Origin of the sequence: Paenibacillus sp. HW567, from assembly GCF_000374185.1 — a bacterium.
GTDB lineage: Bacteria > Bacillota > Bacilli > Paenibacillales > Paenibacillaceae > Paenibacillus_AQ.
The window spans coordinates 2672148-2695216 of the sequence record NZ_KB910518.1 but is presented as its reverse complement, the minus strand read 5'-3'; the positions used below and the strand labels follow the sequence as shown (position 1 = coordinate 2695216).

At 48.8% G+C, this 23069-nt stretch carries 22 protein-coding genes; 16 read left to right on the top strand and 6 right to left on the bottom strand.

What is annotated here, in order from left to right:
• Positions 1 to 32: 32 nt before the first annotated feature.
• A complete protein-coding gene (locus B212_RS0112255) occupies positions 33 to 623 on the bottom strand; it encodes an AAA family ATPase (RefSeq protein WP_019911086.1) in 591 nt (196 codons plus the stop codon).
• 146 nt (positions 624 to 769) lie between these two features.
• On the opposite strand from B212_RS0112255, the gene B212_RS0112250 reads away from it, so the two are divergent.
• The 5 genes from B212_RS0112250 to B212_RS0112230 all read left to right on the top strand — a co-directional run bounded on the left by B212_RS0112250 (position 770) and on the right by B212_RS0112230 (position 5456).
• Positions 770 to 1927: a DUF116 domain-containing protein gene (locus tag B212_RS0112250; protein ID WP_019911085.1), complete on the top strand. Its 1158-nt coding sequence runs from the start codon at positions 770 to 772 to the stop codon at positions 1925 to 1927.
• Positions 1928 to 2196: 269 nt separating this feature from the next.
• Entirely contained in the window at positions 2197 to 3261 is a 1065-nt protein-coding gene (locus tag B212_RS0112245; protein WP_019911084.1) for a hypothetical protein, read from the top strand.
• A 1-nt stretch (position 3262) separates the two neighbouring features.
• Complete coding sequence (locus B212_RS0112240; protein WP_019911083.1) at positions 3263 to 4438, top strand: YARHG domain-containing protein; 1176 nt, start codon at positions 3263 to 3265, stop codon at positions 4436 to 4438.
• A 56-nt stretch (positions 4439 to 4494) separates the two neighbouring features.
• The gene (locus B212_RS0112235) at positions 4495 to 5064 is read left to right on the top strand and encodes a TetR/AcrR family transcriptional regulator (protein ID WP_019911082.1); all 570 of its coding nucleotides are present in this window, start codon (positions 4495 to 4497) and stop codon (positions 5062 to 5064) included.
• The gene (locus tag B212_RS0112230; RefSeq protein WP_019911081.1) at positions 5064 to 5456 is read left to right on the top strand and encodes a DMT family transporter; all 393 of its coding nucleotides are present in this window, start codon (positions 5064 to 5066) and stop codon (positions 5454 to 5456) included. Before B212_RS0112235 ends, B212_RS0112230 begins: the two co-directional genes overlap by 1 nt.
• A 291-nt stretch (positions 5457 to 5747) precedes the next feature.
• Here B212_RS0112230 and B212_RS0112220 read toward each other — a convergent pair whose 3' ends face one another.
• Both B212_RS0112220 and B212_RS0112215 read right to left on the bottom strand, forming a co-directional pair.
• Complete coding sequence (locus B212_RS0112220) at positions 5748 to 6293, bottom strand: NADPH-dependent FMN reductase (RefSeq protein WP_019911077.1); 546 nt, start codon at positions 6291 to 6293, stop codon at positions 5748 to 5750.
• 118 nt (positions 6294 to 6411) lie between these two features.
• Positions 6412 to 7869 (bottom strand): alpha-L-fucosidase, encoded by a 1458-nt coding sequence (locus tag B212_RS0112215; protein ID WP_019911076.1) that lies wholly within the window; start codon positions 7867 to 7869, stop codon positions 6412 to 6414.
• A 121-nt stretch (positions 7870 to 7990) separates the two neighbouring features.
• Between B212_RS0112215 and B212_RS0112210 the strand changes: the two genes are divergently transcribed.
• The 5 genes from B212_RS0112210 (at position 7991) to B212_RS0112190 (ending at position 14192) form a co-directional block, all read left to right on the top strand.
• The gene (locus tag B212_RS0112210; RefSeq protein WP_019911075.1) at positions 7991 to 8836 is read left to right on the top strand and encodes an AraC family transcriptional regulator; all 846 of its coding nucleotides are present in this window, start codon (positions 7991 to 7993) and stop codon (positions 8834 to 8836) included.
• Between the two features lie 237 nt (positions 8837 to 9073).
• On the top strand, positions 9074 to 10723 hold the full coding sequence (locus tag B212_RS0112205; protein WP_019911074.1) for a spore germination protein: 1650 nt from the start codon (positions 9074 to 9076) through the stop codon (positions 10721 to 10723).
• 24 nt (positions 10724 to 10747) lie between these two features.
• Positions 10748 to 11851 carry a GerAB/ArcD/ProY family transporter gene (locus tag B212_RS0112200; protein ID WP_019911073.1) on the top strand — a complete coding sequence of 368 codons (1104 nt, stop codon included), beginning with the start codon at positions 10748 to 10750 and terminating at the stop codon, positions 11849 to 11851.
• A 45-nt stretch (positions 11852 to 11896) separates the two neighbouring features.
• Positions 11897 to 13000 carry a GerAB/ArcD/ProY family transporter gene (locus B212_RS0112195; protein ID WP_019911072.1) on the top strand — a complete coding sequence of 368 codons (1104 nt, stop codon included), beginning with the start codon at positions 11897 to 11899 and terminating at the stop codon, positions 12998 to 13000.
• Entirely contained in the window at positions 12993 to 14192 is a 1200-nt protein-coding gene (locus tag B212_RS0112190) for a Ger(x)C family spore germination protein (RefSeq protein WP_019911071.1), read from the top strand. The genes B212_RS0112195 and B212_RS0112190 overlap by 8 nt, the downstream gene beginning before the upstream one ends.
• Positions 14193 to 14254: 62 nt before the next feature.
• On the opposite strand, the gene B212_RS0112185 is transcribed toward B212_RS0112190, so the two are convergent.
• Entirely contained in the window at positions 14255 to 15055 is an 801-nt protein-coding gene (locus B212_RS0112185; protein WP_019911070.1) for a YheC/YheD family protein, read from the bottom strand.
• 324 nt (positions 15056 to 15379) lie between these two features.
• On the opposite strand from B212_RS0112185, the gene B212_RS31350 reads away from it, so the two are divergent.
• Positions 15380 to 16009: an ABC transporter substrate-binding protein gene (locus tag B212_RS31350; protein ID WP_019911067.1), complete on the top strand. Its 630-nt coding sequence runs from the start codon at positions 15380 to 15382 to the stop codon at positions 16007 to 16009.
• A 65-nt stretch (positions 16010 to 16074) separates the two neighbouring features.
• Here the strand turns inward: B212_RS31350 and B212_RS0112175 are convergent, their stop codons facing one another.
• Entirely contained in the window at positions 16075 to 17043 is a 969-nt protein-coding gene (locus tag B212_RS0112175; protein WP_019911066.1) for a hypothetical protein, read from the bottom strand.
• On the bottom strand, positions 17021 to 17941 hold the full coding sequence (locus tag B212_RS33135; RefSeq protein ID WP_019911065.1) for an AraC family transcriptional regulator: 921 nt from the start codon (positions 17939 to 17941) through the stop codon (positions 17021 to 17023). Before B212_RS33135 ends, B212_RS0112175 begins: the two co-directional genes overlap by 23 nt.
• Positions 17942 to 18107: 166 nt before the next feature.
• Between B212_RS33135 and B212_RS0112165 the strand changes: the two genes are divergently transcribed.
• Genes B212_RS0112165 through B212_RS0112145 form a run of 5 tightly spaced genes read left to right on the top strand, consistent with a single transcriptional unit; the run spans position 18108 to position 23010 of the window.
• Positions 18108 to 18350, top strand: coding sequence for an acyl carrier protein (locus B212_RS0112165; RefSeq protein ID WP_019911064.1), 243 nt, complete (start codon positions 18108 to 18110; stop codon positions 18348 to 18350).
• Positions 18347 to 19666 (top strand): hypothetical protein, encoded by a 1320-nt coding sequence (locus B212_RS31340; protein ID WP_019911063.1) that lies wholly within the window; start codon positions 18347 to 18349, stop codon positions 19664 to 19666. The genes B212_RS0112165 and B212_RS31340 overlap by 4 nt, the downstream gene beginning before the upstream one ends.
• Before the next feature lie 16 nt (positions 19667 to 19682).
• Positions 19683 to 20807 carry a hypothetical protein gene (locus tag B212_RS0112155; protein ID WP_019911062.1) on the top strand — a complete coding sequence of 375 codons (1125 nt, stop codon included), beginning with the start codon at positions 19683 to 19685 and terminating at the stop codon, positions 20805 to 20807.
• Positions 20807 to 22000 carry a radical SAM/SPASM domain-containing protein gene (locus B212_RS0112150; protein WP_019911061.1) on the top strand — a complete coding sequence of 398 codons (1194 nt, stop codon included), beginning with the start codon at positions 20807 to 20809 and terminating at the stop codon, positions 21998 to 22000. Before B212_RS0112155 ends, B212_RS0112150 begins: the two co-directional genes overlap by 1 nt.
• Positions 21997 to 23010, top strand: coding sequence for a Gfo/Idh/MocA family protein (locus B212_RS0112145; RefSeq protein WP_019911060.1), 1014 nt, complete (start codon positions 21997 to 21999; stop codon positions 23008 to 23010). The genes B212_RS0112150 and B212_RS0112145 overlap by 4 nt, the downstream gene beginning before the upstream one ends.
• Positions 23011 to 23069: the final 59 nt, after the last annotated feature.

Genomic DNA, 23069 nt, shown 5'->3' with positions numbered 1-23069 from the left:
TGCTCATGAAAGTGCATAAGCTCCAGATTCGGCTACAGTTTACCATAAATGAAATCTTCCGCTTCTGAGGCGGCATCCCGAACGTCCGGGTTCGAATTGTCAATGTGCCGGATATTCCCGGCCGGAAGCGGCCAGGCCACCGTGCGGCTGCCCAGCGCTGAGCGGAATTCGCTCCAGTGATTGAATTTCCAGTCATCCAGCGGCGAGTGTCTGCCCTCAATCCGCTCCCGGTACAGCTCTTCACTCCCCAGATCCACCAGCACGACCTTGACCTGGGTATCCAGAAGTGAGCGTCCGATCCGGTGCAGCTCGCTACTGATCCACTCCGAATTGGCAGCTTCCTTCGTAAAAGGCCCCACTACAAACACATCACAATCCAGCCCGATGTTGTCGAGCGCGGCATCCATTGTAATCCGGTAGCCCAGGTCGCGGCAGAGCCGTTTGTATGCAGCGGAATCCCGGTCCGCCGGGTCCAGTCCGTGCATCGTCATGATGGCGTCGGCGGCAGGCCGCAGCAGAATATCCATATCCAAAACAGCGGCTTTGCGGCGGGACGCTACGGCTTTGGCCAGTGTCGTTTTGCCCGCACCCGCCGGTCCCAGAAAAAATACAAGCTGATTCATCGGGGTCTCTCCTTAGCTCACAGGTTCATCAGTACTATCGTATCATCTTTTGCCAATAAAATCGCTGGTAGAAGCATGTCTTATCACTGACAGCCTTCGCAGGAAAATGCTACCTTAGTCATATCGCTAAGCAAGAGGTGATCTTTATGTGTGGTAGCTTCACAGAAACGTTAACCTACTCTTTAAGTGACAGCAGCGGCGGGACTGACCATTATTATGCCGATGTTGCCGCTTTTACCGATGAGGTGCTGGCAAAATTGCATACAGAACAAGCTGTAGGCAAGTTCAGCCGTTATCTTGCACTCCGTAAGCTGGAACTGTTTGCTCCAGACGTGTGTGCCCTCGAATATCTGATGATCGGTGTATTATGGAAGGTATATGGAGATAGAGCAGTTGCGGGTAGTGTGTTTACCGGACGGCTGCTGTCATCGCTTTACGGTCAAAAAGGGCGGAGCGCGGGAGCGCGCAGAGCGGTGGATCGGCTGAAGGGGATTGCCGGAACCGCCATATTGGCACGGCACAGACGTTCTGAGGTGCGGATACGTTTGCAGGAGTTCGCCAGACTTGTGGGCTGGCTTCAGGCGAGCGGAGAGTTCGAGCAGGAGTGTAAACGCCTCGCGCTCTGGCTGGATTTTATGAAGGGGTTACCGGATGAGGAAAGTGACAGTATCCTGGTAAAAGCAGTTAAGAAGGCCGTCTGGTTCGAACACGAAAGTGCCGGGCGTCTGGGGAGCTACACAACCAGCGTAGATTCATATATTGAACGCAACCAGCAGCGCTTGAAGTGGCAGGAAAATCGGATCTTCTGCAGCCGCGCACGTGTGGAGTATCATCTGAATATGGTGGGCGCAGAGATCATGAATCGGGTCTTTCACGAGGGCTTCCTGGCAGCCACAGAGAAAATGGTCTTCCTCCCCGTGTGCATGCGCAATAAAGCGGCTGAGGCTTGCCGGGCTGTACAGGAAGGAACGGGATATGTCTGCAAAGGCTGCTCCGTGAACTGCCGGGTAAATGCTGCTACGAAAATGGCCGCAGCCTACGGCTGCAAGGTGCTGATGATCCCGCATGCCTCGACTGCGTTCGGCCGGGAGCGCATACAGAGGGGAGAGGTTGGTATCGTCGGTGTGGCCTGCGTGCTGAATCTGATTTCCGGCGGATATAAAGCGAAAGAAATGGGATACGAACCGCAGTGTGTGCTGCTCCATCATACAGGCTGTGTGCAGCATTGGCACCCGGAAGGCATTGAGACCTGCATAGATCTGGAGCGGCTGGAGCGGATTTTGCAGGAAGGACAGACCTCCTGAATTTGCTGGTTTAAACGGGTAGTTACGGTATACAAGGTTCGGAACATAAACTCTGGGGGGATTTGAAATTGAAATTGAGAAGATTTGTTTGGCTATTCATTTGTGCGCTTTTTAGTCTGTCAACGTTTGGGAGTTCTACGATCTCGGCTAAGTCTGAGAAACCGGTGATAGTGAATCTGACAACATGGAGTCATCCGGTGAAAAAGGTGTTTGAATCTAATGGAGTAACTGTGAATAGAGTGGAGCTTTATCAGAAGGGGACTTACCCAATGTTCTATGTAACACTGCCGTTTAAAATGCTGGAAAGCAACGAATCGCAATTGAAAGACCTGGTCGCGGAGAGCGCCCGGGCGAACAGCTACTGGAGCTTTGAGCTGATCGACAGCAAGCAGTCTGCCACCATTAAGGTGCTCTGTGATCCACAGAATAAGACGGTTAAGACAACATTAGTTAACGGGACAGACAATTTTTTCGACAGGAGCTTTGAAACGTATCTAAACGGAATCCGTAAGCTCGGTGAGCTTGATGTAAAAGCCAAAGCCGACATAGATGGCGACAAGCAACTGGAGTATGTGGTATATACGAAGTCGGCTGAGGACACTTCAGATGCAGTGAATCTGCATGTTGTCCGCTGGAACGGTTCGAAATTCGAAAACCTTGGCAAGTTGGAAGATGCGGTATTTGTTGTGCATGGATTGGATCATGTAGAGATAGCGAGAATGGATCAGACCAATACAAACTATATAGCAGTGTACATGCTCGGCGGTTTAGGCGGCTATGGATTTAATCTGTATCAGTGGGTCAAGGGCCATCCTGTCCTTATTGAGAGCAATTTCCCCAATGCTACGGGAGAAGGGAACCGTTACCTTAAGGATATGGATCAGGATGGAGTAAAAGACAGTGTTTACGAATATAGCTACGACGATCTCCAATCCCATACTCTATATTTTTATAAGCGGTTTGACGGAAAGGGGCCTGAGAAATACAAGGTAGTCTATAACAATAAGCCCGGAAAATTTACATATCCGCAAACTGCGGAGCAGGTGATCCAGAATTATATTGAAGACAGCTATTGGCCGGAGGCTTATTCCTCTGAAATGAAGCTTTTGGTAGCCTCCTCTGGTGTTCTGAAATTTAAAGTAAGCAATGAAGTGGATCTCGAAATGCTGGAGTATGGTCCCTTAGAGCTGGAATTCAAAATCCTCTCTGATAAAAACGGCAGCAGGAAGATAGAAGTAACGCAGAAGGGCGGAACTGATTCCAAGTCTCTGCAATTTACAATGATAACAAGCAACGGTCAGTGGAAAATTAAAAGTATCCAGGAGGCAAACTGAATTGAACCGCCGTAAACTTCAACTGTTAATACTTACAGCAGCCTTACCGCTGCAGCTTGCCGGATGTGATGCTGAGCAAGCTGCACAGCCGGAGAAATCGCCGGCAATACCTATAACGGATAATGTTTCAAGCAAGGATACAGTGGCTGCTCAAGGCAGAGAATATATATTTCAAGACAGCAGCACAGCGTTGTTAACTGAAGCCAATCTCAGCAACATCGACAGCAGAATGCTGGAGCTTGCCCGGAATGAGATATTTGCCCGGCATGGATTGGTGTTTAAGCGTGCGGACCTGAACGCCTTCTTTGCAAGTAAACGCTGGTATAAGCCGGATGCCGAATACAAAAGCGGTCTATCGGAGATAGAGAGCAAGAATATCAAGCTGATTCAACAACACGAAAAGCTGCTCGCGGCGAACAAGCTGACAAGAGAATGGGACGTAGATTATCATGTGCTGGGTTATCCGCAGGTGAAGGGTACAAAGAGGCTACAGGATGCCTATGTGGACTTAGACGGTGACGGAACAGTCGAGCATATCCAAATGACGTTGAGCAAACACAATGAAGAAGATGACGAGTGGGTGCTTCAGGTGAACGGTACCTCAGTGAAATTTGTTCTGTCCAATTATGTGCCGAGACCCTATTTCAAAATCGTAGATGCCGATATCCAAGACCCGTATTTTGAGCTCGCCTTGGAGGATGTCAATATAAGCGCACAGCGTTACACGAATTACTACTACTATAATGGGAAAAAGCTGATCAGCATGGGGGCTCTGGACGGTCACACCGGAAACGCGCAAGCGATGGATGGGCAGGGGGTCACTGTTTCTCCGCGACAAGCCTATGACTTTCAATGCTGGTTCTATCTTGAAAAGTATAAGCTGGACAGCAATCACTTGTGGAAGGAAGCTCCTGCAGATTTTTATCCTATGGAGCCGCCGACTCCATGGGTTGCCAAAGTACGGTTCCCGATGTACCAAACCTCCGGGAGTCAGGAGATCCTCAAATGGGTAGAGCCGGGGGAGACGGTTTATTTTCTGGGCGGAGACACCGAGAAATATGGAAAGATTAAGACGAAGAGTGGTGCAACCGGCTGGATTCGGCTTGAGAATGATAAGCTTTCCGGGACGGATACGGATATCAACGATTGTTTTGACGGGAGATTATTGTACGGGTAGCGAATTTGACAACTAAACCGTCCAGACGGTATAGTTATTTCAGGACGGTGATGAATATGGATTCGCAAGCCCGAGATCAAGAGAACATCCCCAAGCGGAAATTAATTCTGATGGCTGCCTCATCTGTGATGAAGGAGCTGGGCGGAGAGCAATTGACCCTGGAGTTGGTTGCCAAGAGAGCGGGCGTCAGCAAAGGCGGATTGTTGTACCATTTCCCCAGCAAAGAAGCGCTGGTGCTTGGTGTGGTGGAGGAGATGACAAATGTCTTTGAGGCCGATATCGCAAGAAGAATTGAGCAAGATAAGGATAAGGAAGACTGCGGGAGATGGAGCAGGGCTTATATCGAATCTACCTTTGATGATGCGGGTGTCGGTAATGAAATGGGTCCGGTGCTGTCTTCGGCGCTCTTTTTTAATCCGGAATCATTACAAAGTATGCGGTCTGCATATGAGAAGTGGCAGCACAACATTGAGAACGACGGGCTTGATCCTGTACAATCGACCATTGCCCGCCTTGCGGCTGACGGCTTATGGTTCGCAGAAATGTTCGGCCTTGCGCCTCCTGATCAGGACTTGAAGCAGAAGATCCGAAACCAGTTGCTGCTCTACGCAAAGGAGGTGAGATGATGGCTTACTTATTATTGGCCTTATCCATATCCAGTGAGCTGCTTGGAACCTCGATGCTGAAGGCTTCTCAGGGCTTCACCCGGCTGTACCCATCCATCGTGACGGTTATTGCTTTCATCTGCTCGTTCTACTTCCTGTCGATCTCGCTGAAGACCATCCCGCTGAATGCGGCCTATGCGATCTGGTCAGGGCTTGGTACAGTTGTCACAGTAATTATTTCCGTATTTATTTGGAAGGAAAAGATTAATACGGCAAGTGTTGTTGGCATCGCGCTCATCATCATTGGAGTGGTTGTCCTCAATCTGTTCGGCCCGGGCCACGGTTCCGCTGAAGCTGCGGACTCCCCGGACGGACAAATTCATACAGTGCCGGAGCAAAGCGGGCTCCAATAAGAAGCATAGCTATATCAGTTGAATTAAAGAAAATATAAAAAGGGCGAAGTGACGGAGGGGAAGTTTGGAACTGGAGGAGCGAACGCGTCCGCCTTTGTCTGCAGATTTCAACCGCGAAGAGCGGTATAAATCAAGAAATCTGCAGACAACAGCGGCCGGAAGTCCAAACATTTCCCGCAGTTACGACCAGACCTATTATGAAAATCTATAGTTGAACTAATATAGAACGCCCAAAAAAGCCACTTCAGATGTTGAAGTGGCTCTTTGGGCAGTTCGTATTATTTGTTCGTATTATTTGGAACGCAATGGTTTCAAAGCACCGCTCCAGGCAAGCACTTGATCAAGCATTGCATTTACGTTAGCAGTGTGGAGTTCTGCTGGTTTGAACACAGAGCCGTTCTCGAAGTCGGTGAACAGGGACAGAAGCGGATGTACGCGAACGTCAGCAACCATCAATTCGCCAAGGATTCCGCGCAGATGCTCGGCTGCACGAACGCCGCCGGCAGAGCCATAGCTGACGATACCCGCTGCTTTGTTGTTCCATTCCTCACGGGCGGAATCCAGCGCATTCTTCAAAGCGCCTGTAAGGCTGTGGTTATATTCCTGGGCAATGAATACGAAGCCGTCCAGAGTAGCCAGCTTAGCCGCCCAAGCCTGTGCCGGAGCATAGTCATCTGATTCTCCAAGAAGAGGCAGCTTGTAGTCGGCAATATCTACGATTTCATAGTTCGCATCGCCGCGTGCATCCGCAATACCTTTTACCCATTCGCCTACCTGTGGGCTTACACGTCCTTGACGGGTGCTGCCCAGAATAATTCCGATGTTTAGAGTTGTCATTTGAAATTCCTCCTAAATAGTTGATTGTACTTGCCAAATCTGATTTGCTCTTAACATGTTTTTATTATAGCACATTACTTTTATATAGCAAGTTTTATTTTGAAAGCATAAAATTTTATTAATCCAGCTCGATCCTGAACACAACCGGCAGCGTACTTGCAACTGTAGTTGTCGTAAGGATAAGCGCTTCTTCCGTTCTCTTCCAGGCCGGGACTTCATCGAAGCCAAGGATACTGATCTGCTTGATGATCCCTTGGAAATGAGGGGAATTCTCCTTAAGGGACTGAATATGCACCGAACCCTTCTTAGGATACACAAGGACAGTGGCATATAGAACCGATCCTTTGACCGTAAAACGGATATCCCCGCTTGTGAACAGCTTGGTCTGGCCGTCAGTAAATTGGCCTTCCTGAATTTCCGTCGGTCCTTCACCGAACGTGCGCCAGTAAGACGTGTCATAAATAGCTTCGCCATTAGCATCTAGCCATCCCCCGATCTCCAGAAGAATATTCTGGTCCGCCTCGGGAATAGTGCCGTCCGCCTTAGGGCCAATGTTCAGCAGCAGATTGCCGTTTTTACTGACGATATCGACCAGATCCCTGATAATCTCCGCAGCGGATTTGTAATTGTTGTTTTCGGTATAACACCAGGAGTTTTTGGCCACGGCCGTATCTGTCTGCCAGAAATAAGGCTTAAGCCCGGCAAATTGACCCCGCTCCACATCGGGAACGGCAGCGCCGAACATAAAGGCATCATGCTTATAATTGATCGCCACAGGGAACCCCCATTCTTCACCTTTATTGTAGTAATAGGCGGCGAATTTCTTCAGATAAGGCTTAAAGACCGCATTCTGAATCCACCAGTCAAAATAAAAAACCTTAGGCTGATACTGGTCAACCAGCTCACAGCATCGGATCAGCCAATCCTCCAGAAATTCATCAGTCGGGGGAGAACCATACAAGTCATGATGATCCGGCTCAGGCATGGACGGCCAATAGAAATCTCCGGGAGCTAACGGCTCCTGAACATCGGATTCGAATTCTTTGCCATGCGACATGAAGAACCAGTGCTCCGCACGGTGTGAAGACACACACAGCTCCAGCCCCTGCTCGGCGAAGGCGGCCTTCATTTCAGTGAGAAGATCACGTTTTGGCCCCATTTCGTACGTGTTATAATGTGAGTATGCGCTTTTATACATTTGATAACCGTCATGATGCTCTGCAACCGGCATAACGTATTTCGCCCCGGACTGCTTGAAAAGCTCCGCCCATTCGGCCGCATTAAAGCGCTCCGCCTTGAACAACGGGATGAAATCCTTATAGCCGAAATCTGTATGCTTGCCGTATACAGCCAGGTGATGCTCATATTCCGGGGAGCCTTGAATGTACATATTGCGGGAATACCACTCGCTCCCAAAAGCGGGAACCGAGTAGAGGCCCCAATGAATGAAAATGCCGAATTTCGCTTGCTTGTACCAGGAAGGAACCTCGAACTCACTCAACGAGTCCCACGTATCCTTGAATCTGCCACACTCGATCGTATCCTTAATCACCTGTAAATAGCCGGTTTTGTCCATTATTAATCCCATCCTCTCGGAATTCTTGTACCGCTCTCATTGTAGCGGGGGATGGAGTGAATAGGTATGTAGATCATTAACTTGTTGATGTATAAAAATAACTCTCTGAGGCGGTCTTTTCATGGAGAATCACACGCTGCTCACCAGCTACATATCCAACCTGAAGCTCGATTTAATTATGGCTGACTATAATCTGTGCAGCACGGAGTGGAAGGATTTGAACTATACACCTGACTACAGCAAGCTCTATTTCATATGCGAAGGCGAAGGGTGGCTGAAGATCGGGGATCGGGAGTATTATCCTCAGCCAGGTGAGCTTTTTTTGATGCCGGAGGGAGTGCAGCAATCTTATTCCTGTATCAGCAGCAAGCCCTTCCTCAAATATTGGTGCCACTTCAGCGTGAGGTCAGGAGATATTAATCTGTTCAAAATATTGGAGCTGAGCCACACCTGCAGCGCCGTGGACCCTGAGGTTGTCAAGGAAATGTTCAGCAGTATCGTGCTCCACGTCAAATCGGGTGAGATCTACGCCCAATTGCTCGCCAAGAGCAAGCTGATGGAGCTTTTTTCCTATTACCTCAGCAAGCTGGACCCGACTGAAATCACGCTGAAGAATCTGTCCTCTGTCGAGAAGCTAACCAAAATTCTGAACCACATTGAAACGAATATTGAACAAAATATTACGATTCATGAGCTTGCTGAGATTGCCCACATGCACCCCAATTACTTCATCCGTCTGTTCAAGAAGCAGCTCGGCGTGCCGCCCATACAGTACATAACGCGAAAAAAGATCGACAAAGCCAAGGAGCTGCTCACATCTACCACCAGCACCATTAGTGAAATCGCCGTGCAGCTCGGGTTCAGCGACATGTTCTACTTCTCCAAGCAGTTCAAGAAAAATGCAGGCCTTGCACCCACAGACTTCAGAAAGCAAATGCAGCTCCTGCCGGACAATAAGGGCGTCTGACATCCAAAGTCAGGCTTCTTAAGTCCGGTTAGCATAGCTGTGCCGCCATAGTAATATTGCTGATACAACTGACTCCTGCCAGTGAACTATTCTCCGGCAGGAGTCTTTGTTATGGGCATATTCCCGCAAGCTTATGGATGGAATTCCCTTAGGTGAGTTTTATTAACTGTGACTAAAGAAAACTGTTTTTTGGCACACTTTAGGTTATAGCCTAGCACCTGCGAAAGGATGATCAGGATGTGGTCAACTATTGTTTCTTATATTCCTGATTGGGAAACATTTATGCAGGCGGCAATAACGCTAGTGTGTCCGATAGGAATTTATTTTATCTACAACGCGCTGTACTCCGCTATTGGGAGCGGAAGGGCCGCAAAAGCAGGGAAAGCCCCGGCTCACCCTCCAACTACAGATAAGGCTGAACCGGCCAGTCCAAAGCTTAGCGGGAATTATGATGCTGACCTGATGTCCATTAAGCAAGCTATTGGCGGGAACAGTGATGTGCATTTTCGTGAATTTACGGTGAAGACGCATAAGCTCAGGGCAGTGCTTATCTTTGTAGAAGGCCTGCAGGATGAAGCCATGATTAACAAGCAGGTCCTGCAGGTGTTGATGCTGGACAACCAACTTGAGAATGAAGCCATGACCCTATCTCTGTTAAAAGAAAGTATGCTTCCGCTGACTGAGATTAATGAAATCAATGAAATGAACAGCCTGCAGGAGTTGATTCTGTTTGGCAATACCGCGTTAATCGTAGAAGGAATGTCTACAGCACTGCTGGTGGGATCGCGGGACGGGAGCAAACGCGCGATTACTGAGCCTACCTCTGAAGCCTTGCTCCGCGGACCGCGGATCGCATTTTCAGAGACATTAAGCGAGAATACCTCCATGCTGCGCCGCCAAGGTCTGAGTACAAATCTGGAGATGAAGATGTATGAGGTTGGCAGCCGCATGAAGAGAAATCTGGTCATTGCCTACATTAAGGATATCGTTAACCAGGAACTGCTGCAGGAGGTTAAGGATCGAATAGCCAAAATAGACATGGACTTTCTCGCTGAATCCGGATACGTGGAGCAACTGATTGAAGACAACTATTTGAGCCCCTTCCAGCAGACTCAGAACACAGAGCGGCCTGACCGGGTGATTAATTCATTGCTGGAAGGACGGGTAGCCATACTGCTGGACGGCACTCCGTTTGCACTTATCGTCCCTGTGACCTTTAGCATGCTGCTGCAATCTCCGGAGGATTATTATGAGCGGTGGCTTCCGGGAACTATGCTGCGGCTGCTGAGGTTTTTCGCAGCCTTTCTGGCATTGCTGGCTCCGGCGTTGTATATATCGTTCATCTCGTTCCATCCCGGCTTAATCCCCACGGAATTGGCAATTACCATCATGGAGACCCGACAAGGCGTACCGTTTCCATCCGTCATTGAGGTTATGATTCTTGAGGTATCCATTGAGATTCTGCGTGAAGCGGGGATTCGGCTGCCCAAGCCGATTGGGCCGGCAATGGGGATCGTAGGAGGGCTGATTATTGGGGATGCTGCTGTCAATGCCGGGATTGTCAGTCCATTTCTGGTGATTGTCGTTGCGGTTACTGCCATCTCTTCCTTCTCCATACCGATGTACAGCGCTGGCATAACACTCCGTATTTTGCGTTTTGTGGGCATGCTGTTTGCCTCCGTACTGGGGATGTTCGGCACGATATTGTTTTTTCTGCTGATTATCGTTCATCTCACCAAATTAAAGAGCTTTGGAGTGCCTTATGTTACCCCCTTCTCACCCATGCGTTTCAGTGACTGGAAGGACCTCTACATTCGTGCCCCGATCCCGGTTATGAAACAGAGACCCGAGATGTTGAAGCCGCAGAAGAAAAAACGCAGATCCTAAGAAGTAAAGGAAGGGGGAGAAGAAATGTTTGTACGTTCCGATGATAAAATCACAACGAGGCAGGCATCGTTATTCTTGACGAACACGATCCTTGGCGCAGGAATCCTGACTTTGCCCAGAGACGTAGTGGAAACGGTCAAGACTCCGGATGCATGGATATCCGTAGTGCTTGGTGGGATTATTGTTATGCTGGCAATTGTGGTAATGGTGAAATTGAGCCAGCAATTTCCTGGCAAGACCTTCTACCAATACTCCAAGCGCATCGTAGGCACATACCCTGGAGGATTTTTATCCTCTTTGTTAATCATATATTTTCTGATCAGTGCCGGATTCCAGAATCGTGCATTAGCTGAAATTGCGGTGTTTTTCCTGCTCGAAGGGACGCCTATTTGGGCAATCATCATTCCATTCATCTGGCTCGGAGCGTATCTGGTGTTTGGAGGAATCAATCCCATCGCCAGAGTCTATCAAATTATTTTCCCTATAAGCTTTTTAATTTTGATCCTATGTTATGTCCTTAGCGTAAGATTTTTTGACATTAACCATCTGCGTCCTGTACTGAGTGAGGGCTTTATACCGGTAATCCGGGGGCTGAGGTCCACTATACTCGTCTTTACGGGCTGCGAAGTGGTAATGATCATCACAGCCTTCATGCAGCATCCGGAGCATGCGTTAAAGGCCATGCTAACGGGAATCGGGATACCACTGGCCTTATACACCCTGACTGTGGTTATGGCTATTGGCGGCTTGTCCATTGATTCTGTGATCACGAGCACCTGGCCTACAATTGATTTAGTGCGCAGCTTTGAGATTTCCGGATACTTTTTTGAACGCTTCGAGTTTCCGCTATTGGTGATCTGGATGATGCAAATGTATTGTATTTTCAGCAGCTACTTCTTCAATGCTTCCTTGGGGATCTCTCAGGTGTTCAAGCTCAAGCTTGTCCCGGTGATCTTTGGGCTGATGCCCTTGATATTTATCTTCGCAATGATCCCCAGACGTATTAATGATTTATTTGCCATTGGGGACATTATCGGAATCATGGGGGGATTTTTATTTATTCTGATGCCTATACTGCTGTTGACAGTGCTCATGATTCGAAAGAAGGGATTGAAGCAGGATGTGTGAACATCAACCACTCCTTGAGAAAAGCAAAAGGAAGGAGGATAAGAAATGTTTGTACGTTCCGATGATAAGATCACATCAAAGCAGGCTGCGTTATTCTTGACGAATACCGTACTGGGCGCGGGAATCCTGACTTTGCCGAGAAGTGTTACTGAATCCGCCAAGACCCCGGACTCATGGATGTCCGTACTGCTGGGCGGAGCCGTTGTATTGCTGGTGATTTGGGTAATGGTGAAATTGAGTCAACAATTCCCCGGCAAGACCATCTATCAATACTCCAAGCGTATCGTGGGAATATATTTGGGAGGATTTTTGTGCACGCTGTTAATCATTTACTTCATGATCATAGCCGGCTTTGAGATACGCGTATTAGTTGAAATTACGTTATTTTTTCTGCTGGAGGGCACACCCGACTGGGCCATCGTCATTCCGTTCATCTGGGTGGGAGCGTATCTGGTGTTTGGAGGAATCAATTCCATCGCCAGAGTCTATGGAATTATTTTCCCGATTAGTATTCTCATATTGTTCCTATGTTACATCTTTAGCATTAGAGTATTTGACCTTAACCATCTGCGTCCAGTGCTGAGCGAAGGCTTTATGCCGGTAATTAAGGGGTTGAAGTCTACGATTCTTGTCTATACGGGCTGTGAAGTGGTGATGACGATTACAGCCTTCATGCAGCATCCGGAGCATGCGATCAGAGCTATGTTCGTTGGAATTGGCATACCTATGGGCCTATACTTGGTGACAGTCATTCTGGTTGTGGGGGGGCTGTCCATAGATGCTGTAGTGATGAGCACGTGGCCTACCATAGATTTAGTCCGCAGCTTTGAGATTTCCGGATACTTTTTTGAACGGTTCGAGTTTCCGCTGCTGGTGATTTGGATGATGCAGATGTTCTGCAACTTTTGCAGCTTCTTCTTCAATGCGTCCCTGGGGATTTCCCAGGTCTTCAAGCTCAAGCTTGTCCCTGTAATCTTTGGAATGATGCCGCTGATCTTCATCTCAACCATGATTCCCAAACGTATTAATGATGTATTTGCCCTTGGGGATGCTATCGGAATTATGGGGGTGATCTTGTTTATTTTGGTGCCTGTATTGCTGTCGGTAGTAATGATTATTCGAAAGAAGGGATTGAAGCAGGATGTGTAAACGCCGACCACTCCTTGTATTGCTCGTTGCTGCGCTTCTGATTACACAATCCGGCTGCTGGAGCAGTAAGGAAATAGAAGATCTCAGTCTCTACACCGGACTGGCTCTTGACAAAGGGGAGCTTACTTCAACTGAGCAGGCCTTAGAGGATGAGGGAGGGAGCTATTTCAAGAACAACAAGATTACCGCCACAATTCAGATTGTTCCCAAAAAATCGGTAGGCGGCAGTTCATCCACGTCATTCGACAGCGAAAAGACGCCCAGTTATACCAATGTCTCGGAAACAGGCGACTCATTGCTTGAGATTTTCCGCCAATACTCGATTCGTCTGGACCGCCCGATCATTGGCCATCACCTGAAGGTAATCGTAATTTCTTCGCAACTGCTGGAGCAGCAGAGGATACAGCAATTGATGGATTTCGCGCTGCGTGACAACGATATCCGCCCAAGCTTGTTTGTCTTCTTGAATGAGGGGCGGGCAGCCAATGCTTTTGTTATGAAGGATAAGGATGAAATTCCTTCCTTCCATATCAGGGATATGCTTCGCAACCGTTTTCGCACCAGCAAAATTATGAAGGCTGTGAAGCTTTCCACTCTCGATGCGCTGATGCATTCTAAGCAAAGCTTTGTGCTGCAAAATATTGTTGAAGCCAACGGAGAACTAGAGTTTTCAGGGGGCGGAATAATCAAGGGAAACACCGGCAAGTGGATCGGCTCATTAAGCCAAGAGGACCTGAGCAGTATTGCCTGGATCAATGGAGAGGTCAAAGGCGGGACGATCAAGACGTACAATCAGCACCATGAAACGATAACCTATGAAATCAAGTCCGCAAAAAGTAAAATAACATCTAAAGTTTCGGAAGACAACAAGGTCTCATTTCACGTAAGTATCGAATCGGAAGGACGCTTAATTGAAAATTGGGACCCGGAGCAGCGTTCGACAGAGGTACCTGCGTTCAAAGAGAGGGAGCAATTCTTCAAAAAAAGGTTGACCGGCATGCTTGAACACTTGCTGCAAAAGATGCAGTCAACCTACAAAGTGGATGTTGCCGGATTTGGGGACCGGTTACGTATTGAACACCCCAAGGTATGGAAAAATTATAAGGACCATTGGGACGATGTCTTTAGCCATACCCCCGTTACCTTTGATATTAAGCTCTCAATCACGGATTATGGAGCATTTAATAAATGAAACAGGAAACCGCCAAAATGCAGTTTCCTGTTTTTTTTGTAAATATGCGCAGCAAAGCCGGTCTATTTCTTGGCATCCTTCTTGCCGGCCTTTATTAATCCGTTAACGCGCTTGAGCTTGATTACTCTGCGGAACATCGTTTTTTCCTTCAGTTGATTGAAGATGTATGCATCGGGATAGGTGTTAACCTCAATAATCCAAGGTTTCATTTCCGTATCTATTCCTATATCAAGGCCCAGCTCCTTAAAGCCCGGGTGTTTTTTCTGAAAAGCATCCGCCACCTCATAACCCAGGCTGACCAGCTTACGGATATACTCTTTTTTCTTATCTCCCTTGAGATAGGGGCTGAGCAGCGTTTCCAAGGGGAGGGGTTTTCCGCTGTTATGAAAGTTGGTTACGACCTTTTGCGGGTGCGCAAGCCGCCCGATATAACCGCTGACCTCCCATTTCTTAACCTCATTCTTCTGGATCATGATACGGATATCAAAAATCCGTTCCTGATACTTCAGCAAATGTATCCCTTGTTGAATCAGGTACGGGCGGTTTAGTTTCTTATTACCCAGCGCAGTGTAGAGGCCTGAGAATGTTGAAAAACTGCGGGGAATGGTGCCGGAATGGTAAGCATATTTGTTCTCACCGTGTTTAATAACCTTGATAACGCCATTGCCGCAGGAGCCGTTAACCGGCTTCACATAGACCATCTTATGCTTATTCAGCATCGTATTGAGGTTTTCCTGTGAGTACATGACTGTTGTGGGAATCAACTGGCTCAAACGCGGATGCTTCAGCAGAATCTTTGTTTTTAACCATTTGCTAACCAGTGTGCTTTTTATTTTCGGTTTTATCTTTTCCGTTGTAGTCATCGGACAGATCCTCTCATTCGGATTTTTGAAGGGAACAGATATAACAGAATATGAATAACCGCTACAAATAACCACGGGCAGACACACAGACGATTGGTGGAATATTTAATTAGACAACAAGCCGCTGAGGGAGGCTGTCCAAGCGAAAACATATGAAACTAACTCGGAGAATCAGCACATGCTTATGGTTTATCGCTGCAGCAGCGGGATTATTCCTGACCATTTTTCTGTCCATTTCATACGGGGCCAAGGAATTGACACTGCGGACGGTCTGGTCGGCAGTCTTTCAATATGATCCGTCCTTAACCGCTCATCAAATTGTGCATGATAGTACTCGGGCTTAAGCCGGATGTCATCTATATTGATGAAGAATATTCGGGAGAGGACCTGGTCAAATTCCAAAAAATCGCCCCGACCATCTACATTGACATGAATAGCGGAACCTGGAGAGATCATCTGAAGCGGATTGCCGCAAATGTAGGGCGCGAGAAGGAAGCCGATGCTTTTATTCAGGATTATGAAGCCAAGGCTGAACAAATGAGCAGCCTGATCACAGCCAAGCTTGGTGCAGATGCCAAAGTGATGGCTATTCGCATGACTGCGAAGGAGCTGCGCGTGATGGGAACCAAGAGACCGCTGGGACCGATTATGTTCAAGGATCTGAAGCTCAAGATGGCGGATGGGGTAGAGAAGATCCCGGCGGATGAGCCGTATCAGGTGATTTCCAAGGAGGTCTTGCCTGACTTCAATGCCGATGCCATCTTCGTCATCATCAGCAAGGGCAAGGAAGCGAAGGGGAGCTTCGAAGAGCTGGAGAAAAATCCGGTATGGCAAAATCTGAAGGCTGTCAAAAACAATCACGTCTATCTTCTGGATGGTCAGAAATGGCTTGATTACTCCTCGATAGGCCAAAGCATGGCGCTTGATGATGCCAAGCAGTTGTTCAGCAAATAAGCATGCTTTTACAGAAGGTACTCCTCCAGGCTTGACGTCTGAGGGAGTATCTTTTTTTGCCTGTTTTACACAACCAAACTTACAAGCTCTTGCAGCACTTGCTCTTCTAAATTGATTATTTCATGCATTTTTTTGTGGATTTTACTTCGCTGCCCCAGCTTATTCCCTGAGCACATGATCTTCATCATGAATTGATTGACCGCATGCCACTGTTCCCCGGCATATTGATAGCTGTCCGCGATCTGCTTGAGAGCTGCCGGATTGGAATCTCCAGAAATGTAATTTAAGAAGAGGCTGTATCTCACCCGGCTGATAGGGATGCTATTTGCTGCCATCAGGAAATAAGAGCTGTATTCTGCGGGCGATTCTGCCGAAATTCCCGCTTCCAGATAGGTGTCGGCATAGACTCTGAGATGACCCGCCACATCGGCAGGCTGCAATTCATTTGCCGGATTGAGCAGGGTGTGCTTAAGTACGCTGTGCCAATCGGCAGGGGAGCGCGTCTCCTCACACTCTGTAAATATCGCGTAGAAATGACAGGACCGCTCTAACTCGTCAAAATCTACCCATTCATGAGGTCTTCCATAATATGCATCTAATAATTCAACCCTGCGGTGCGAACGGTCAAGCCCGATGGCAAGACAAGCATGGCTGGTATGAAGCTTGCGGTAGGCGTTGCACCAGGGGCAATTGTAGGAATCAAACCCAACCAACACGGGCATACCCGAAGCTATTTGGCTTACAAGCATATCGAGCATGAAATGGTTATCCATGAAAGAATCATCCCGTGCGATATAGCTGAACTGGATTCCATGATACTCAGCGAGGTATTCCCGGCTGATATGTGGAATATGCACCCGCTCAATCAGTTGTTGATCTGGAGACTGCTGATCTGCATACGTAAGCTGCCAGGCATTGCCGTACATGCACTTGTTGCCTTTGCTGAGCCCCTCGGCTACTGATTGGATACTGTCATCTATACAACTGCGAATCGTAGGGTAGGGGGTGCTTTTAGCGGGCAGTATGTTCAGCATAGCTCATCATCTCCTTCACTGATGAAAAATGGCTATGCAGCCAATTCCGGTAGCTGGCTGGAGTCATTCCACTGTATTCGCGGAACAAGCGGTAGAAATATTTCATATCCCCGATCCCGACCTCCAAGGCAATCTTCTGAATCCCAAGGTCCGAGAAGATGAGCAGAATGCAGGTGTACTTCATACGGATTTCCTGAAGCATCTGGATAAAGGATTTGCCGGTCTTAAGCTTGAATAATCTCTGAAATTGCCGGGAGCTCATAGAAATATAGCGGCTAATCTCCTTCAGCGAGATTCTCTGCCGAAAATTAGTAATCATGAACAGGATCACATCATGCAGCGGATCATTGTTTTTCCGCGGAGCATCTGTGAACGGAATACAGGCGGACGGACCGATGAGGCCGAGAAGTTCAAACACTAATGGATACATTCTTAGCTTGTTCATGGAAGAACTGTCATTACTCAATTCTTGTAAGCGGCCGAACAAACCTGCCAATTCCATCTTTTGCTCCCTGTACCCGAACCAGCATTTCTGCTCCCGGAAACGAGTTAATCTGACAAGATCAGCTTCGGAGAACTGTTCAGACAATTCCTCTGGGACCTCAAACACTTCGGGTCTGAGCATACAGTTCAGAATACGCAGCGGTTCGGAGCCTGTTAAATCCTGCGGATGGAATACATGGGACACTCCGGGTGGAATCACAAACAAATCGCCCTTTGCAACCTGTATTTTATTCTCGGCAACAAGATGTATCCCCTCCCCCTGATAGACATAGGCAATTTCCATAAAATCATGCTGATGACGTACCGATGTGAGTGTTTCCTCAGTCAGGAGCAATTGAACCGGTGAATGGGTATCAAATAGATATTCTCCAGTAACAACCGGATAAAATTCCATAGATAAACCTCCGTTTCCTACTTCCTTATTAAGAAAAAATATGACATATGCTTGAAACCTCCCTAGTATAACTGAATATTTTGGCGCATTCAACCATATATTGCCATGTTATATTTTGATATATTCATATCATTCTTTCCTAACACTTGCAGAAAGGGGAACGCATATGCAGCAAAAAATAATTGAAATCATCGCCGAAATCAAGGAGGAGCCCCGGCTGCTGCAGACGCTTAACGGAGCTTCCGATCTGACAATGGATGCCGCACTGGATTCACTGCAAATCATTAATTTTATTCTGAGAATCGAAGATGAGTTTGATATTGAGGTTGATTTCGACACCTTTGATCTGGAGCATTTGAAATCGGTTGGCCGGTTCACCGAGTATGTGGCCGGACTTGCCGTACAATGAAGACCATAGTGCATTGCGGCAGCTTTGAATCGGAGCGGTATTGGCGGGAGAAGGATTTGGCCGTATTGCCTTCAATACCCGATGCCGGCGCTGTATCCATTGTTCAGGCTATGGATGAGATGCTGTTTGTTTTCTGCGGCAGTGATGATATTCTGCTGACGCGCGGGGGAATGGATAAGGCGCAGCTTGATTATTTGCGTTCTCTTGGACACTCGTTTAGCACTAATTTGTGTCCGCTGACAGGAGAGAGTGAGACTTCAGGAACGCTGGACGGGCTGAATGTGTTTGAACTGCTTGGCAGGCTGGAGCCGGAAGGGACTGCAGGGTCGCTGATTCCTGAAGGAGCGGTGCTTGAGCCCTTTGCCGTACTTCCCGGGACACAGCATGCCGCCCGTCGACACCGGATGTCAACCCATCTTCCTGATGAACAGACGGTTCGGAAGGTGAATACCAAAACCTATTCGATTACGATGCGCGACAGATTATCACTGCCTAACGTGGGCATTGCGGTTTCCGGCGTTACCGAAATGCTGCAGACCGGGCAGCAGCTATTGGAGCGGGGATCATTCCTGATCAAGGATGAGTACGGCGTATCGGGTAAAGGAAACCAGCTTGTGGATAATGAACGCACCTTGCGGAGACTCGCCGGATACCTTGAATCCGGCAGGAACAAGGATAGAACAATACGATTTGTACTGGAGCCGTATCTAGACCGCGAAACGGATTTCTCCTGTCAGTTCAATATTGATCCGGAAGGTGAGATTTCGATTCTGTCTGTGCAGCAGCTAGTGAACAATGGCTTCGCTTTTGGTGAATCCCATTCTCCGGGTCCGATGCTGCTTGAGAAGCTGGAGCGCGAGAGCTATTGGGAACTCATGCACAATATCGGCAAGGAACTATATGCAGATGGCTATCATGGCGATGTCTGCGTGGATTCAATGCTGCTTCGTGATGGAACCCTCGCGCCTTTGGTAGAAATCAACGCCAGAAAGTCAATGAGTCTGATCAAGCATCAAGTAGACCGCCTTATTCACCAAGAAAGGATGCAGACCTGTCTTATACAAATCCCGCTAATCTCCAAAGGCGATGCGCTTTACGGAGATCTTCTGCAGCGGCTGGAGCAGGAAGGCGTTCTGTTCACCCCGGCGAGCGGAGAAGGGGTCATTCCTTTATCGGCGGGAACTCTTCGTCCCGCAGGTTCCCGCAAGGGTAAGCTGTATGCTGCACTTGCCTATCCAGACAGCGGCCATAAGAACAGGCTGTCACTTAAGCTGGACGAAGCGCTGCAAGATTCAGGTTATACCATTTTGCGATAATGAAAGGAAGCAGCAGATGAAGGATACAGTGACAATTCTATGCTCTGGCTTTGGGCTTGGCTTCTATGTCCCGGGATTACTGATTGAGCTGAGGCTTAAGGCACTCGGCATCCAGGCGGAGGCTGAGGTTTTTGAAACGCTTATGACTGACGGGAAAAAGAAGCAGACGGACGATAGCCGCAAGGCGTATAGGGAGAGTTTTGCGGTGGCGCTGACTTCACAAAAAATACCGGGAGACATCAGAAACAGCCTTGATATGACCGCTGTCGAAACCATGTTTGCCCGCTGGCGTTCAGAGGGAAGACGGCATTTCATTGTGCTGTCCGGGCACTGGGTTCATGTTATGGATATGTACCGGGAGACTGCTGCTCAACCAATTTCCGTAGACCTGCTATATATCGACGCTGATCTTTCTCCCTCCTGGAAAAATCTGCGCAAGCTGAACCCCGGCTATGCCGACGGTTACCATGAAGTAAATCTGTATGACCGCGGGAAGCGGGAGGTACGGTGCAGCATTTCTGCGGGAGCCCTGGAACCGCTGCCTGCCCACACAAGAAATGGCCGGCTGGTCGTTCATGGCGGGGGCTGGGGGATCGGAACCTTCCGCCAAAAGTTCAATGAACTGGAGTCGGCGGGATACCAACTGGATATTGCCGCTTACAGCGTAGGTGAGATCAGTGATGAGACCGCCGGGAGACATTACTATATGAATGATCCAGAGTGGCGGACTTGGCGCCGTGACGAAGAGGGGAAATACACCTTTCCCCCTTTTTCCAGAGTGCGCCAAAGTGCAACCAACAGCTTCCCGCCTTGCCGTCACTATCACGAAGGAATGTTCGGTGTTATCCGGCAGGCTGCAGCCGTCATTAGCAAGCCCGGGGGAGGCGCATTGATTGATTCGCTGGCTTCGGGAACCCCATTAGTGCTGCTGGAGCCGTTTGGCCCTCATGAGAAGATTAATAGCGACCTCTGGGAAGCTCTCGGCTTCGGCATCCGTTATGAGCAGTGGCAGCAAACCGGCTTTGACAGTGAAGAACTGCGGCGGTTGTCGGGCAACATTATCGCGGCCAGAGAAGGTTATCCAGATTATGCTGCAAGCTATGCGGAACGTCTGTATACAGCGGAAGGGAGAAGAGACTAATGCAGCCTACCAGCAAAGTAACCCTGGATACCCAATCGTTCGAGGCGCTGAAACGCACGATCAAGAATGTCGTTGTACCGCACAGACAGCGGAAGCAGAATCCCGGATTCAAGACAGTCATGCCTGAAATTATGTCATTGAAGCTGACCAACCGCTGTAACCTCCGCTGCAAGCACTGCTACCAATGGAACGAAGACGGCTACCATCATGATATGGACAAGGACGAACAGAATTTGGATATGGATCTGGAGATGATCCGTGAACTGCTGGAGGAGACGGACGAGGCACAGTCCCGATTGTATTTATGGGGAGGGGAGCCGTTGTTTCACCGGGAGGCCAAGCAAATTCTGGAGCTCTTGCAGAAGCACCCCCGGGATACAACCATATGCACCAATGCCTACATGATTGACAAATATGAAGAGGAGCTATGTGCAATCTCGGACAATCTGGAGCTGCTGATTCCGATCGAGGGGTTTGAGCAGGAGCATGATTGGCTGCGCGGCAAGGGCTCTTTTCAGAAAGTGCTTCAGAGTGTAGACAGACTGCTGATCTTGCGGGAGCAGGGAAAGTTCAAGGGCAGAATTTCGGTGCATAATATGATCAATGACAATATGATCGGCAGGCTGTATGAGCTGGTAGAATTTTTCGAGCAAAAGGGAGTCGATCTGGTGCTGCTGTGCTTCCCCTGGTATATCTCCCCGGAGACGAGCCTGGCGATGGACCAGTTCTATAATGATCACTTTCAGTGGCTTGCCAAGCTGGAGCCGAACCACCGCAGCAGTTGGCATGCTTTCAAGTATCATATCAAGCCTGACAATGTTAGCAGGCTGACGGAGGACCTGAAACAGATCAATGCGCATACGTGGCATAACACCCGTATCCGTTACCAGCCTGGACTGGATTTTGATGAGATTGAGGATTTCGTGGCCGGTAAGCCAATAGCCTCGCGCAGCTCGTCGAAATGCCTGGCGCTCAGCACCAGAGTGGATATTGCCCCGAATGGAAAAGTGAGCGCCTGCAAGTTTTTTGAAGAGCTGTCCATCGGCAATGTGAACGAGCAGTCCTTAACGGAAATCTGGAACTCACACCGTTACGACTCACTGCGGCGGATTCTGGATGAAGGCTTGTCCCCGGCCTGCTCCAAATGCAACGTGCTGTACCTGAATACCTATTCGGCTCTGACACACATATGAACACCGGGAGCGGTAAACGTACCTATCGGTTAGGCCTTCTCGGTGCCTCAAATATTGCCGGTCCCGCCCTGCTCGAACCGGCCCGGTATGTTGATTCGATAACTGTGTCCGCAATTGCCAACCGGACACAAGCGAAAGCTGTAAAGATGGCCGAAGCCTACCAGATTCCCTGCATTGCAGGCAGTCCTGACGAGCTCCTGGCGATGGAGGAGCTGGATGCCATAGTTATTGCCCTCAGTAATGATCTGCATACGGAGTGGGCCATTAAGGCACTGGAGGCCGGTAAGCATGTTCTGGTCGAGAAGCCGATTGCTCTGACTCCTGAAGAAGCAGATCGCTTGAAAGCTGCTGCGGAGCGCACGCCAGCCCTTAGACTCGTTGAAGGGCTCATGGTGGCGCACCATCCCTGGCAGCAAATCTTGAAGTCCATTGTAGACTCCGGGGAATACGGTCAACTGCGCAAGATCAGGACCCGCATCTCCGTGCCTGCTAAAGACCGGCATTCCGGGAATTACCGCAGCAGCAAGCCTAAAGGCGGGGGAGCTTTTGCCGATCTGGGCTGCTACTGGCTGCAGTTCCTGCAAGCGCTTGTCGGTCTTCAGAACACGGAGGTCTCCGCTCACTCGGAGTTTGCCGGACCGGATGGCTGTGATTGGACCTTCCAGGCAGCGCTCCGTTACAGCAGCGGTTTGGAGGCAGAGTGTCTTACTTCCTTTGAACTGCCGTATCGCGCTTCGCACACGTTGTATTTTGACCGGACGGTGCTGACGGTTCCAGACTTTTTCAGGGCGATCAAAGGGTTCTACAAAATCAAAATCCGCCATGACCTGTCTGAGAACCGCAGCACGCTCCATGAGTTTCCGCCAATGAACTATTATGTGAACCAACTTGAGGCTTTCGCAGAAATGCTGGATGGGCATCGGGCGGGGGAGCTTGAGCCTTCTCTGGAACGGGTAAAGCTCCAATCCAGAATTATGTCTGTGGCTGAACATGAACGGGTCCATCGGTGAACACGCAGCAGCCTGCATCCAGTGCCGGAACCAAGGGTACTTCATGCAGGCTGTTTTTG